This is a genomic window from Bacillus sp. BPN334 (assembly GCF_008368885.1).
Taxonomy (GTDB): domain Bacteria; phylum Bacillota; class Bacilli; order Bacillales; family Bacillaceae_G; genus Bacillus_A; species Bacillus_A wiedmannii.
In genome coordinates this window covers 587,715-602,253 of the sequence record NZ_QOZW01000006.1, presented here as the reverse complement: position 1 = coordinate 602,253, position 14,539 = coordinate 587,715, and the positions used below count along the sequence as shown (strand labels likewise).

The following is a 14,539-nucleotide window of genomic DNA, read 5'->3' as shown; positions in this document are numbered from 1 at the left end:
TTTCTCCCTTCTTCTTTTACAAAATACGTTTACAAAGAAAGAGAAGGTACCTCATTACGAGGTACCTCTTCTTATTTTAAAATATTTGTAATATATGTTTGAAGTTCTTCTACTTTCACTTCTTCAGACTCGCCTGTAGCACGTACTTTCACTTCTACAATACCTTCGTCTGCTTTTTTACCAACTGTCACGCGAACTGGAAGGCCGAATAAATCTGCATCTGCAAATTTAACACCCGCACGTTCTGCACGATCATCTAGTAATACTTCGTACCCTTGTTCTTGTAATGAGTTGTAGATATTTTCACCCATTTCACGTTGTGCATCAGATTTCATATTTACTGGAATTACATGCACATGGAACGGTGCAACAGCTTTTGGCCAAACTAAACCGTTCTCATCATTAAACTGCTCTGCGATTGCTGCCACTGTACGAGATACACCGATACCGTAACAACCCATAATAAGTGGTTGTGTTTTTCCGTTTTCATCTAGGAATGTTGCGTTCATTGCTTCACTATAACGAGTTCCTAATTTGAATACATGACCAACTTCAATTCCGCGTGCGAAAAGAATTGTTCCGTTTCCATCTGGAGACTGGTCTCCTTCTTGAATGAAGCGTAAATCTGTATATTGACTTACTTTAAAGTCACGTTCTGGATTTACATTTACATAATGGAATCCTTCTTCGTTCGCTCCTGAACAACCGTTAACAATTGATGCTACAGCATGGTCTGCGATAATTTCGATATCACCTGTTACACCAATCGGTCCTAAAGAACCAACTTCACAGTTTAATAATTCTTTCACTTCTTCATGAGAAGCAAGCTCAACAACTGAAGCGCCGTATACATTTTTCACTTTTACATCGTTTACTTCATGATCACCACGTACAAGTACAAATACTAATTTCTCATCTACTTTAAATACCATAGACTTAATGCACTTGTCAGCTTCAATGTTTAAGAATGCAGATACTTCTTCAATTGCTTTTTGATCTGGTGTTGCTACTTTTTCAAGTGCCTTTTCTGCTTCATCACTCTTCGTATACGTAGCTACAACAGGAGCCATTTCGATGTTTGCTGCATAATTAGATGTATCAGAGTATGCAATTGTATCTTCACCAACTTCAGATAATACCATAAATTCATGCGTATCTTTTCCGCCCATTGCTCCAGAGTCAGCAATAACTGCACGGAAATTCAAGCCACAACGAGCAAAAATGTTAGAGTATGCTTTGTATAAACGATCGTATACTTCATCTAAACTCTCTTGTGTAGCATGGAAAGAGTATGCATCTTTCATTAGAAACTCTCTTCCACGTAATAAACCGAAACGAGGTCTTTGTTCATCACGGAATTTTGTTTGAATTTGGTACAATGTTAACGGTAATTTTTTATATGATTTCACTTCATCACGTACAAGATCCGTAATTACTTCTTCATGTGTCGCTCCTAATGCGAATTCACGAGCGTTACGATCTTTCATACGCATTAATTCAGATCCGTAAGAATACCAACGGCCTGATTCTTGCCATAATTCTGCCGCTTGCATCGCTGGCATTAATAATTCTACAGCTCCTGCGCGCTCCATTTCTTCTCGAACGATACGTTCTACTTTGTGTAGTACTTTTAATCCAAATGGTAGAAAACTATAAATACCAGAAGCATTTTGACGCATAAAACCTGCACGAAGTAATAACTGATGACTCTTAATCTCCGCATCAGCTGGAACTTCACGTAATGTAGGACTGAATACCATACTTTGTTTCATTTATTCGCACCTCTTCATTTTACTCTTTCACGCAGTAAAACCCCTCACCTCGAGTTAGGTGAGGGATTTTATTCTACGAGCTCTATTTCATTATAAGTTTCACTTTATTTTACAAGAAAAACTTACGAATGTCATTCCAAGTTACAACTAACATAAGTAACATTAATAATGCAAAACCAATAAAGTGAACCATTCCTTCTTTTTGGCGGTCAATTGGTTTCCCTCGTAACGCTTCAATTAAGAAGAAGAACAAACGTCCACCGTCTAAAGCAGGGACTGGTAGTAAATTAAATAAACCAAGGTTAATACTTAAAACTGCTGCTAAACTTAATACACGCGTAAATCCATAATCTACAACTTGATCTGTTAGATTATAAATTCCTACTGGACCTGACAACTCATTAATAGAGAATTGACCAGTTACTAATTTCACAAGTGAATCAAAAATTAGTTTTGTCCATTGGTATGTTTGTTCAAATCCTGATTTAATAGAACCCATTACTGTTTTCTCTACTGGAGAGTAAACACCAATTCTACCCACTTCGTCTTTTCCTTCTTTATCGAGTGTTGGCGTTACTTTTACATTAAACTGTTCATTATCACGCTTTACTTGTAACGTAATTTCTTTATTTGGGTTTTCACGTACAACGGTAACAACATCTTTCCATGTACTTGTGTTTTTCCCATCGATTGCTTGAATTGTATCATTTTCTTTTAATCCAGCTTGCTCGGCTGCACTATTCTCCATTACTTTTCCGACCATTGGCTTGTCAACAGGAACACCTTGTACAAATCCAAGAATCACAAAAATAACAAATGCTAAAATGAAGTTCATTGCAGGACCTGCAAAGATTGTTAAGGCACGTTGACCCAATTTCTTGGAGCCGAACTGCCTATTGTACGGAGCAATTTGTATTTCTTCACCAGCAGTAATAATACGAGCCTTTTCATTCACTCGGAATGTTTGAAGCTCTTCCTCGTACTCTTCATAGCCCGAAATTGTTAAATTATGCTCTAAATCAGCTTGTTCGACTTCAATGACACGAACATTTGGATACTTTTCATATCCATCAAAAACTAATTTCGCAACTTCGTCTTTTTCATTTAATACAAGGCCAACCTTTTTTCCAGGCTTTAACTCAACTGTGTCTGCATCTTCGCCAGCCATTCTTACATAGCCACCAAGGGGCAGTAATCGAATCGTATACACCGTTTCATTCTTTTCAAATGAGAATATTTTCGGACCAAAACCAATCGCAAACTCACGGCATAAAATACCTGCTTTTTTTGCGAAATATAGATGCCCTAGCTCATGGAAAAATACGAGTGCACCGAAAATTAATATAAAGGCAATCGCTGTATTCAATTCCATAACCACCTTTGCTAAATTTGTTCCATCACAAACCGTCTTGTGGCTGCATCAATTTCCAAAATTTCCTCTAAGCTCGGACGTGCAATGACATTGTGATGGTTCATTGCTTTTTCAATGAGGTCTTCCACTGTTAAGAAACCAATTCTCTTTTGTAAAAAAGCTTCAACAGCTACTTCATTCGCTGCGTTCATTACAGCTGGCATACTTCCACCTGCTTTTCCAGCTTCATACGCAAAACGTAGGCAACGGAATCGTTCTTGGTTCATTTTTTCAAAATGCAACGTCCCTATTTCCCATAAGTTTAACTGTTTTGTGTCTGTTAGAGGCAATCGATCAGGATATGTAAGCGCGTATTGAATTGGTACTCGCATATCAGGTGAGCCAAGCTGTGCCATTACACTACGATCTTCAAATTCAACCATAGAATGGATAATACTTTCTTTATGTAAAACAACATCGATTTGCTCATAAGGGATACCAAAAAGCCAATGTGCTTCAATTACTTCTAGCCCCTTATTCATCATTGTAGCAGAATCAATTGTAATTTTCGAACCCATTGACCAGTTTGGATGTCGAAGTGCATCTTCTACGGTCACATGATGCAATTCATCTCTCGTTTTATCACGGAAACTTCCACCGGAAGCCGTTATAATTAGTCGAGAAATTCTTTTTTCATTTTCACCATTCAAACATTGAAAAATAGCTGAATGTTCACTATCTACCGGAAGTAACGAAACATTATGTTTTCGTGCCGCTTCCATTACAAGATGCCCTGCAGTTACTAATGTTTCTTTATTTGCAATTCCAATTGTTTTTTTCGCCTCAATTGCACGAAGTGTTGGTAACAACCCTACGCTACCTACAACAGCATTTACTACAATCTCCGCATCTGGATGTAATGCTACTTCTAAAAGCCCTTCACTACCATATACAACTTTTGTATTACCAGAGACAGCTTGTAATTTTAAAACATCTTCCTCTCTTTGCACAGAGACGATTTGCGGAGAAAATTCTTGAATTACATTTACTGCGTAGTCAATATTTTTCCCTACAGAAAAAGCAACGAGACGGAATTGGTCTGGGTGCGAGCGTAATACATCTAAAGTTTGTGTACCAATTGATCCGCTTGCACCTAATAAACTAATGTTTTTCATGACTCCAACCCCTCGTTCATTTATTAATTGTATTGTAATAAGAAGTAGAGAATTGGTAAAACAAATAACCAACTATCTGTTCGATCTAATATACCACCATGTCCAGGTAAAATCGTACCTGAATCCTTTACGCCATAATGACGTTTAAATGCAGACTGTACTAAATCACCAATTTGTCCAAAAATAGAAATGATAATTGTCAACACAATTAAAATCCCTACATTAGCCTCAACAGGGAAGAACATATTGTAAACGAGTGCCACAACAATTCCACAAACGATGCCACCTATTGAACCTTCAATCGTTTTATTTGGACTAATTTCTGGCCACAATTTCCTCTTTCCTAATGCCTTTCCTACGAAATATGCGCCTGAATCAGTAGCCCATATAACAAATAATGCACAAAACACATATTTAATTCCTAATATTCTCGTTTCATTCAAATATAGGAATCCCATTCCAACATATGTTGTTGCCATTAGTAAAAATGAAGCATTGTCAAAAGTAAATGTATTCTTAGAAAGGACTGTATATGATAAAAGTAATAAAACAATCACAAATGTGATTTCTAATTTACCTAATCCAATCTGCGTAAACAGTTCTGATGCACTACTTGGAATTAAAATGATCCATAATAATACTGCAGCTAAAACTGTTGGTATTGAAATAAGCGTAAGCTTATTCATACGAATTAATTCATATAAACCTATAGAAGCAAGTGCATACACTAAAACCGTAAAAGGCACGCCACCGTAAATTACGATGGGAATGAATAGCGCGGCAGCAACCACTCCAGTAATAATTCTCTGTTTCACTACCAAACCCTCTCTTTCTACACGCCTCCGAATCTGCGCCCTCTATGCTGAAAGTCTGTAATCGCATTTAGCAAATGTTCCTCGGTAAAATCTGGCCAATACACATCTGTAAACCAAAATTCCGAATATGCAATTTGCCATAACATGAAATTACTAATACGTAGCTCTCCGCTCGTACGGATTAACAACTCTGGGTCAGGTAAAGAACTCGTCATTAAATAAGAAGAAAGCATTTCTTCACTTACATCTTCAACACGAATTTTTCCTTCCTCACTATCTTTCACCATATGTTGCACAGCAGAAACGATCTCATCTCGACTTCCATAGTTTAACGCGAAATTAAGAATTAATCCCGTATTCTCTTTCGTATCTTCCATGGCCTTTTCCATCGCTCTGCGTGTATGCGTAGGAAGACGATCTTGTTGTCCTATTACTCGGACTTGTACGTTCTCTTTAATCAATTCTGGTAAAAATGTACCTAGAAATTCTTCTGGAAGCCTCATTAAATAGTCAACTTCCTTTTTCGGTCTTTTCCAGTTCTCAGTTGAAAAAGCATAAAGAGTTAATACTTTGACATTAAGTTTGCTTGCAAATTTTGTGATTTTCTTTACAACTTGCATGCCTTCATGATGTCCCGCAATACGAGGCATCGCTCTCCTCTTTGCCCATCTTCCATTACCATCCATAATGATGGCAATATGTTCTGGGACGTATCCTTTTTTCACTTTTTCAACGAGATGATCAAACGATGCGACCTTTTTACTTTTAAAAAAAGGAAAGTTTTTAAACATCATTCATACCCTCCAGCAAGCAGACGTATGCCTAAAAGTGTAAAAAGACCCCCTTAAGAAGAGGGTCATATTTGCGAAGGTATCGCTATTACACTTCCATGATTTCTTTTTCTTTGTTTTTTGCGATTTCGTCAACTTTTGCAATATATTTATCTGTTTCTTTTTGGATATCTTCAGTATATCCTCTTAAATCATCTTCTGTAATATCGCCAGCTTTTTCAAGCTTCTTAAGATCATCGTTACTGTCACGACGTACATTACGAACAGCAACTTTTGCTTCTTCAGCATATTTTTTTACAACTTTTACAAGATCACGACGACGCTCTTCTGTTAATGCAGGGAATGCAATACGAATTACAGTTCCATCATTAGAAGGATTTAAGCCTAAATCCGCTTTTAAGATTGCTTTTTCAATATCACCGATAGAAGTTTTATCATAAGGTTGAATTACAAGTAAACGTGCTTCTGGAACTGTAATGTTCGCTAATTGCACAACAGGTGTTGGTGCACCATAGTAATCAACTTGTACCTTATCTAATACAGACGAGCTTGCACGACCTGCGCGAACTGTTGCCAATTCACGAGAGTAAGCAGCAACTGCTTTTTCCATTTTTTCATTTGAAGACTTCAATACTTGTTGTCCCATATTTATTTCCCCCTTACAACTGTTCCGATATTTTCGCCTAAAACGGCACGTTTAATGTTACCTTTTTCCATAACCGAGAATACAATTAATGGAATATCATTGTCCATACATAAAGAAGAAGCTGTTGAATCCATTACACCTAAACCTTCTTTTAATACATCTAAGTAAGTAAGTGTTTCGTATTTCGTAGCTGTTGGGTCAAGAGATGGATCTGCATTATATACGCCATCTACATTGTTTTTTGCCATTAAGATGACGTCTGCTTCGATTTCCGCTGCACGTAGTGCTGCCGTTGTATCTGTAGAGAAATATGGGTTACCTGTACCTGCTGCAAAAATCACAACACGTTTTTTCTCTAGATGACGAATTGCTTTACGACGAATGTAAGGCTCTGCTACTTGACGCATTTCGATTGAAGTTTGAACACGAGTTTGAATTCCAATGTTCTCTAGGCTATCTTGAAGAGCTAATGAGTTCATAACTGTTGCTAACATACCCATGTAATCTGCTCCAGCACGATCCATTCCCATTTCACTTCCGATTTTTCCACGCCAAATGTTTCCGCCACCAACAACAACAGCAACCTCTACATCAAGTTCTGCAATTTCTTTCACTTGTTCCGCAACTGATTTAATAACAGACGGGTTAATTCCAAATCCTTGTTCGCCAGCTAACGCTTCTCCGCTTAGCTTTAATACGACACGATTATATTTCGGTTTACTCATAATGAACCTCCAATTGCTTACATCTTTATTTTAAAAAAGGGAACACAATGTGTTCCCTAATCTTTATTAGTTGCTACCTTTTACTTGGTTCATTACTTCTTCAGCAAAGTTGTCTTCGCGTTTTTCGATACCTTCACCAACAGCGTAGCGAACGAATCCTTTTAATGTTCCGCCTTTAGACTCAACGAACTGACGAACTTTCATATCAGGGTTTTTAACGAATGCTTGGTCAAGTAAGCAAATTTCTTCGAAGAATTTGCCTAGACGGCCTTCAACCATTTTTGCAACGATTTTTTCAGGCTTGCCTTCGTTTAAAGCTTGTTGTGTTAATACTTGACGCTCATGCTCAACTTCTTCAGCTGTTACAGCATCGCGGTCGATGTATTTAGGGTTAACTGCTGCAATATGCATTGCTACATCTTTAGCAGCTGCTTCATCAGTAGAACCTTCAAGAACTGTTAATACACCGATGCGTCCACCCATGTGTAGGTAAGCACCGAATGCATCTGCATCAGTTTTTGTTACGATTTCGAAACGACGAAGTGTAAGTTTTTCACCAATTTTAGCGATTGCTTCGTTGATGTGCTCTTCTACTGTTTTACCGCCTTCGATTGTTTGAGCCATAGCTTCTTCAACGTTAGCTGGTTTGTTAGCTAATAAGTGAGCAGCTAATTCTTTAATTAATGCTTGGAAACCTTCGTTTTTCGCAACGAAATCAGTTTCAGAGTTTAATTCTAAGATTAAACCTTCGTTACCGTTTGTTTCGATGAAAGTTAAACCTTCAGCAGCAATGCGGTCTGCTTTTTTAGCAGCTTTCGCAATACCTTTTTCACGTAAGAAGTCAATTGCCTTCTCCATGTCGCCATTAGTTTCTGTTAAAGCTTTTTTGCAGTCCATCATACCTGCGCCTGTTTTTTCACGAAGTTCTTTTACCATTTGTGCAGTGATTGCCATATTTTTCATCCTCCTAAAATATGTATTTATACCTTTTATAAAGGTGTTTATACCTTAAAAAAGGTGATAAAAGGCCGAACCCCTTATCACCTTTCCAAATTTGTTACGCAGTAACAGTTTCTTCACCTTGTTTTGCTTCAAGGATCGCGTCTGCCATTTTAGATGTAAGAAGTTTTACAGCACGAATTGCATCATCGTTTGCTGGGATAACGTGATCGATTTCGTCTGGATCACAGTTTGTATCAACGATACCGATGATTGGAATGTGTAATTTGCGCGCTTCAGCAACTGCAATACGCTCTTTACGAGGGTCTACTACGAATAATGCACTTGGAAGACCTTTCATATCTTTAATACCGCCTAAGAATTTCTCAAGACGCTCTAACTCTTTTTTAAGTTGAACAACTTCTTTCTTAGGAAGTACTTCGAAAGTACCATCTTCTTGCATTCTTTCGATGTCTTTAAGACGCTTGATACGCTTTTGGATTGTTTGGAAGTTTGTTAAAGTTCCACCTAACCAACGTTGGTTAACGAAGTACATACCAGCACGAGTTGCTTCTTCTTTAATAGCTTCTTGTGCTTGTTTTTTAGTACCTACAAATAAAATGTCTCCACCTTCAGCAGCGATGTCACGCATCGTTCTGTAAGCTTCCTCAACTTTTTTCACAGTTTTTTGTAAGTCGATGATGTAGATACCGTTACGCTCTGTGAAAATGTAACGCTTCATTTTTGGGTTCCAACGACGAGTTTGATGTCCGAAATGAACACCAGCTTCAAGCAATTGCTTCATAGAAATTACTGACATAATATAGTTCCTCCTAAATGGTTTTTGATATCCTCCGTTTACTTCATCTCTAAGCGAAACTACAAACGTAGCACCAACACTTAAATCAGTAAACGTGTGTACTTTGTACTGACACCACTGCTTACTATATCATACTGAAATATTACAATCAAGTCGAAAATGCGAACAATGTAAAACTTTCTTTGTTTATACTCGAATTCTAGTATTACCAACCTGCATTTCTTTTAAGCAAAAAAATGAAATGCAATTCATAGCTTTTCCAAAGAACACGATTATGACGCTTTTTACAAACACCATTAATCTTTTATACACAAAAAACTCTCCTCAAAAAACGAGGAGAGTTTTATAAATTAGTTTGTTTTTAATTTAGCAAGTTCCTGTAGAAACTTGTCGTTTAGCACTTTAATGTATGTTCCTTTCATACCTAAAGAGCGAGACTCAATAACACCAGCACTTTCTAATTTACGTAGTGCATTTACGATTACAGAACGAGTAATTCCTACGCGATCAGCAATTTTACTTGCAACAAGTAAACCTTCTGTTCCATTTAATTCTTCGAAGATATGCTCGATTGCTTCTAACTCACTGTAAGATAATGAGCTAATCGCCATTTGAACAACAGCTTTACTACGTGCTTCCTCTTCGATTTCTTCTGCTTTTTCACGTAAGATTTCCATACCTACTACAGTTGAACTGTATTCAGCAAGGATTAAATCATCGTCTAAGAACTCTTGACCAAGACGAGCTAACACTAATGTGCCTAAACGCTCACCGCCACCAACGATTGGTACGATTGTAGTTAAACCTTGACCGAATAATTCTCTATTTTCTACTGGGAATGCTGTGTAAGCACTGTTTACATCTAAGTTCGAAGATGTTTCTGTAATGTTGAATAAGCTTTGCGTGTATTCTTCCGGGAATTGACGCTCTGCAAGCATTTGTTTCATACGCTCATTCTCAATTTGTTGGTGAATTGCATAACCTAGTAATTTACCACGACGACTTACTACGAATACGTTCGCTTCGATTACTTCACACATTGTGTCAGACATTTCTCTAAAGTTTACAGGCTTTCCTGCTGCGCTCTGTAATAACGCATTTAATTTTCTTGTTTTTGCTAATAATTCCATTTCAAAAGTTCCTCCTACATGTTACTTACATATTTTTTCATCACTTGGAAACTAGGGCGAGTCACCTGATGACACTATTACAAAATAAACTGGCTCACATCTTTATTTTTAGCAATCGTTGCTAATTTCTCCTCAACGTATTGAGGTGTTATCGTTATTTTCTCTAACGTAATTTCAGATGCTTCAAACGATAAATCTTCAAGGAGTTTCTCCATAATCGTATGAAGTCTTCTTGCTCCAATATTATCTGTATCCTGATTAACTTGATAAGCAATCTCAGCAATCTTACGAATAGCTTCGTCTGAAAATTCAATTTCTATACCTTCAGTCGCTAATAAAGCCATATATTGTTTAATTAACGCATTGTCAGGCTCGATTAATATTTTAACAAAATCATCTGTCGATAATTTTGTTAACTCTACTCGAATCGGAAATCTCCCTTGCAGTTCCGGAATTAAATCCGATGGTTTAGACATATGAAACGCTCCAGCTGCAACGAATAAAATATAATCCGTTTTTACTGATCCGTATTTTGTCGCAACATTCGACCCTTCTACAATTGGCAAAATGTCACGTTGCACACCTTCACGTGATACATCTACGCTATTCGACTGCTTACCAGCAATTTTGTCAATTTCATCGATAAAAATAATCCCGAGCTGTTCAGCACGATAAACAGCCTCTTGTGTAACTTCATCCATATCAATTAAGCGCTGTGCTTCCTCATTTGTCAAGAGTTTTCTTGCTTCTTTTACAGAAAGTTTACGTTTTTTTGTTTTTTTCGGCATAAAACTTCCTAATGCATCTTGGAAATTCATCCCCATTTGTTCCATGCCAGTTCCTTGTAACATATCGAACATGGAAGACTGTTGCTCAGTCACTTCAATCGATACAATTTCATCTTCAAGAAGTCCTGCGGCAAGCTTTCTTTCCACATCTTGACGTTTCTTTTCAATTTCAACATCTTCCTGTGCATCAGATGTTTGATTCGAATTTTGAGCACCGCCAAATAGCATTTCTAATGGGTTTTTAAATCCAGATTGTTTCTCCGGACTCGGCACTAAAATTTCAACAAGACGTTGGTTCGCTTGTTCTTCTGCTTTATCTTGTACTTTAATTACCATTTCTTCTTTCACGATACGAACTGACGTTTCCACAAGGTCACGTACCATCGATTCTACATCTCTACCTACATATCCAACTTCTGTAAATTTGGTAGCTTCAACCTTAATAAAAGGTGCTCCAACGAGTTTCGCCATTCGTCGTGCTACCTCTGTTTTACCAACACCTGTCGGTCCAATCATTAAAATATTTTTAGGCGCAATTTCATCACGTAGATTTTCAGCTAATTTACTTCGACGATATCGATTTCTTAAAGCTACAGCAACCGCTTTCTTCGCATCTTTTTGACCGATAATGTATTGATCTAATTTTTCCACAATTTGACGCGGAGTAAAATGTAAATGCATATAAAATGCCTCCCTTACGATTCTACAATTCTTCCACAATTATATTGTGGTTTGTATAAACACAAATATCGCCAGCAATGTCTAAACTCGCTTTTGCAATTTGCTTCGCTGTTAAATGTTCACTTGCATATTGCTTTAAAGCACGACCTGCAGAAAGCGCATAATTCCCACCAGATCCAATCGCTAAAATACCATCATCCGGTTCAATCACTTCTCCTGTACCTGAAACAAGAAGCATAGTTGTTTTATCCATGACAATGAGCATCGCTTCTAGCTGACGTAACATTTTGTCGCCACGCCATTGTTTTGCCATCTCAACTGCAGCACGCTGCAAGTTCCCATTGTACTCTTCTAATTTCCCTTCAAACATTTCAAAAAGAGTAAATGCGTCAGCGACGGAACCTGCAAAGCCAGCTAAAACTTTCCCTTGGAAAAGTTTACGGACTTTACGAGCTGTATGTTTCATTACAACTGCATTTCCCATTGTCACCTGACCATCTCCAGCCATTGCACATTCTCCATTATGATGAACTGCAAATATCGTTGTAGCGTGGAAATTTCCCATAGAAAAAAACTCCTTTATATGTTTTTATAGCTTTAAAAGCAATTTATGCCCGTGGGTGATGCTTCATGTAGACCGAACGCAATCTTTCTTTAGAGACATGCGTATAAATTTGTGTCGTCGACAAATTCTCATGACCGAGTAGCTCCTGTACAGTACGTAAATCTGCCCCTTCATCTAACATGTGTGTAGCAAATGTATGCCTTAACATATGGGGACTTATCCGCATTGTCAGTGAAGCCTTCTTAATGAGTTCGTTTAATACATAGCGTACCCCTCGACTTGTTAGCGGCGTGCCTTTCGCATTTAAAAATACCATATGAGAGTGTTCTTCAGTTTTGTGAGCTAACTGTTTTCTCCCGTTCTCTATATAAGTAATTAAAGCATCTTGCGCATAGCTTCCGAACGGAATATACCTTTGTTTTTTTCCTTTTCCCATTACTAAAATTGTTCCCACCGCGAAGTCAATATCGGTAAGTTGTAAATTGACACATTCACTCACACGGATTCCAGTCGCATACATCAACTCTAATAAAGCTTGATTCCTTTGACCTAGCGGTGTTTCCGTATCAGCAACTTCAAATAATTCCTCTAATTCTTCAGCATATAAAAACTTTGGGATTGACAATTCTTTTTTGGGGAGTGACGCAAGTGCAAACGGATTATCTTTCCGATAACCTTCACGCATCAAAAAACGATATAAACTTCGTAAGCTTGATACTTTTCTTGCGACAGATTTACGGGCTAACTTTTCATCGTGCAACGTCGTTAAGTACAAACGAACATCCGCGTATGTAACATCTAAAAAAGAGGATATGCCTTCTCGCTCCATAAATTGCACAAAATGTTCTAAATCATTTTGATAACTTGCAATTGTATATTTTGAATAATTTCTTTCAATTTGTAAATATCCAACGAATAATTGTAACAATTTCTTCACATTCACACAATTCACCTCAATAAAGGCTACTAAATCGTATCACAACTTAGTAGCCTTTGCAAGAAATTTAACTAAATATTTACAAAATTTTGAATTGTTTCTAAAGCGCGTGTTGCATATGCTTCATTTCGTTCTGCTTTTCTCTTAATTTTCTTCTCTAACGGTGCAAACAAACCGAAGTTTGCATTCATTGGTTGGAAGTTTTTCGCGTTTGTCGCAGTAATATAATTCGCCATACTTCCCATTGCAGTTACAGGCGGTAATACAACTGGCTCTTCACCTTTCGCAAGTCGAGCAGCGTTAATACCTGCTAGTAATCCTGATGCCGCCGATTCAACATATCCCTCTACTCCAGTCATTTGGCCAGCGAAGAATAAATCATCACGTTGTTTATATTGATATGTTGGACGAAGCAAGTTAGGTGAATTAATAAACGTATTACGATGCATTACACCATAACGTACAATCTCTGCATTTTCCAGTCCCGGAATCAACTGTAACACTTCTTTTTGTGGCCCCCACTTTAAATGCGTTTGGAAACCTACGATATTGTATAATGTTCCTGCTGCATCATCTTGACGTAACTGAACAACAGCATATGGCGTTTTCCCTGTTTTCGGATCTTCTAATCCAACAGGTTTCATCGGTCCAAATACTAGCGTCTGTCTTCCTCTACTTGCCATAACTTCTACCGGCATACAACCTTCAAAGAAAATTTCTTTTTCAAATTCTTTTAAAGGTACTGTTTCAGCAGCAATTAAAGCCTCGTAAAAACGGTCAAATTCCTCTTCCGTCATTGGGCAGTTTAAATATGCAGCTTCACCTTTATCGTAACGAGACTTTAAATATACTTTATTCATATCAATGCTGTCTTTCTCAACAATCGGTGCTGCAGCATCATAGAAATAAAAATAATCTTCACCTGTTAATTCTTTTAATTGTGCAGCAAGATCAGGAGACGTAAGTGGACCTGTCGCGATAACAGTAGGCCCTTCTGGAATTTCAGTAATTTCTTCATTCATCACAGTTACGTTCGGATGGTTTTTCACATACTCCGTTACCTTTGCCGCAAATTCATGACGATCTACAGCTAAAGCTCCTCCTGCTGGTACAGAGCACTCATCAGCTGCACGAATAATAACAGAGTCCATTAGACGCATTTCTTCTTTAATAACACCAACAGCGTTTGTTAATGTGTTTGCTCGAAGCGAGTTACTGCATACTAACTCTGCAAATTTATCTGTGTGATGAGCTGGCGTTTGCCTTACTGGTCTCATTTCATATAATTTCACTTGGACACCACGTTTTGCAATTTGGTAAGCTGCTTCACTTCCTGCAAGACCTGCGCCAATGACGTTTACTACTTGTGTTGTCATATTTATCACCTTTCCTTTTCTTCCCGAA

General features: G+C 37.7%; 14 protein-coding genes. All 14 read right to left on the bottom strand.

Translation table 11 applies throughout. The features are described from left to right. Positions 1–71: 71 nt before the first annotated feature. The 14 genes from DN393_RS10210 to trmFO all read right to left on the bottom strand — a co-directional run bounded on the left by DN393_RS10210 (position 72) and on the right by trmFO (position 14,511). On the bottom strand, positions 72–1,772 hold the full coding sequence (locus DN393_RS10210; RefSeq protein ID WP_149173480.1) for a proline--tRNA ligase: 1,701 nt from the start codon (positions 1,770–1,772) through the stop codon (positions 72–74). Between the two features lie 109 nt (positions 1,773–1,881). After that, positions 1,882–3,138 carry an RIP metalloprotease RseP gene (rseP, locus tag DN393_RS10205; protein ID WP_142289350.1) on the bottom strand — a complete coding sequence of 419 codons (1,257 nt, stop codon included), beginning with the start codon at positions 3,136–3,138 and terminating at the stop codon, positions 1,882–1,884. Positions 3,139–3,155: 17 nt separating this feature from the next. After that, positions 3,156–4,298 carry a 1-deoxy-D-xylulose-5-phosphate reductoisomerase gene (dxr, locus tag DN393_RS10200; RefSeq protein ID WP_064475014.1) on the bottom strand — a complete coding sequence of 381 codons (1,143 nt, stop codon included), beginning with the start codon at positions 4,296–4,298 and terminating at the stop codon, positions 3,156–3,158. A gap of 23 nt (positions 4,299–4,321) precedes the next feature. Further along, a complete protein-coding gene (gene cdsA, locus DN393_RS10195; RefSeq protein ID WP_064475013.1) occupies positions 4,322–5,113 on the bottom strand; it encodes a phosphatidate cytidylyltransferase in 792 nt (263 codons plus the stop codon). A gap of 17 nt (positions 5,114–5,130) precedes the next feature. Beyond that, positions 5,131–5,907, bottom strand: coding sequence for an isoprenyl transferase (gene uppS, locus DN393_RS10190; RefSeq protein WP_064475012.1), 777 nt, complete (start codon positions 5,905–5,907; stop codon positions 5,131–5,133). 85 nt (positions 5,908–5,992) lie between these two features. Next, positions 5,993–6,550: a ribosome recycling factor gene (gene frr, locus DN393_RS10185; RefSeq protein ID WP_000531506.1), complete on the bottom strand. Its 558-nt coding sequence runs from the start codon at positions 6,548–6,550 to the stop codon at positions 5,993–5,995. Positions 6,551–6,552: 2 nt separating this feature from the next. Further along, positions 6,553–7,275 (bottom strand): UMP kinase, encoded by a 723-nt coding sequence (gene pyrH / locus DN393_RS10180; RefSeq protein WP_000042666.1) that lies wholly within the window; start codon positions 7,273–7,275, stop codon positions 6,553–6,555. Between the two features lie 66 nt (positions 7,276–7,341). Next, positions 7,342–8,229 carry a translation elongation factor Ts gene (gene tsf / locus DN393_RS10175; RefSeq protein WP_064475011.1) on the bottom strand — a complete coding sequence of 296 codons (888 nt, stop codon included), beginning with the start codon at positions 8,227–8,229 and terminating at the stop codon, positions 7,342–7,344. A gap of 103 nt (positions 8,230–8,332) precedes the next feature. Further along, entirely contained in the window at positions 8,333–9,034 is a 702-nt protein-coding gene (gene rpsB, locus DN393_RS10170) for a 30S ribosomal protein S2 (RefSeq protein WP_000111485.1), read from the bottom strand. 350 nt (positions 9,035–9,384) lie between these two features. After that, positions 9,385–10,164, bottom strand: a complete 780-nt coding sequence (gene codY, locus DN393_RS10165; RefSeq protein ID WP_000421290.1) for a GTP-sensing pleiotropic transcriptional regulator CodY — start codon at positions 10,162–10,164, stop codon at positions 9,385–9,387. 77 nt (positions 10,165–10,241) lie between these two features. Further along, positions 10,242–11,633, bottom strand: a complete 1,392-nt coding sequence (hslU, locus tag DN393_RS10160; protein WP_000550070.1) for an ATP-dependent protease ATPase subunit HslU — start codon at positions 11,631–11,633, stop codon at positions 10,242–10,244. Positions 11,634–11,655: 22 nt separating this feature from the next. Then, positions 11,656–12,198, bottom strand: coding sequence for an ATP-dependent protease proteolytic subunit HslV (gene hslV / locus DN393_RS10155; RefSeq protein WP_000526271.1), 543 nt, complete (start codon positions 12,196–12,198; stop codon positions 11,656–11,658). 43 nt (positions 12,199–12,241) lie between these two features. After that, a complete protein-coding gene (xerC, locus tag DN393_RS10150; RefSeq protein ID WP_001101235.1) occupies positions 12,242–13,141 on the bottom strand; it encodes a tyrosine recombinase XerC in 900 nt (299 codons plus the stop codon). A gap of 65 nt (positions 13,142–13,206) precedes the next feature. Beyond that, positions 13,207–14,511: an FADH(2)-oxidizing methylenetetrahydrofolate--tRNA-(uracil(54)-C(5))-methyltransferase TrmFO gene (gene trmFO / locus DN393_RS10145; RefSeq protein ID WP_064475009.1), complete on the bottom strand. Its 1,305-nt coding sequence runs from the start codon at positions 14,509–14,511 to the stop codon at positions 13,207–13,209. Positions 14,512–14,539: the final 28 nt, after the last annotated feature.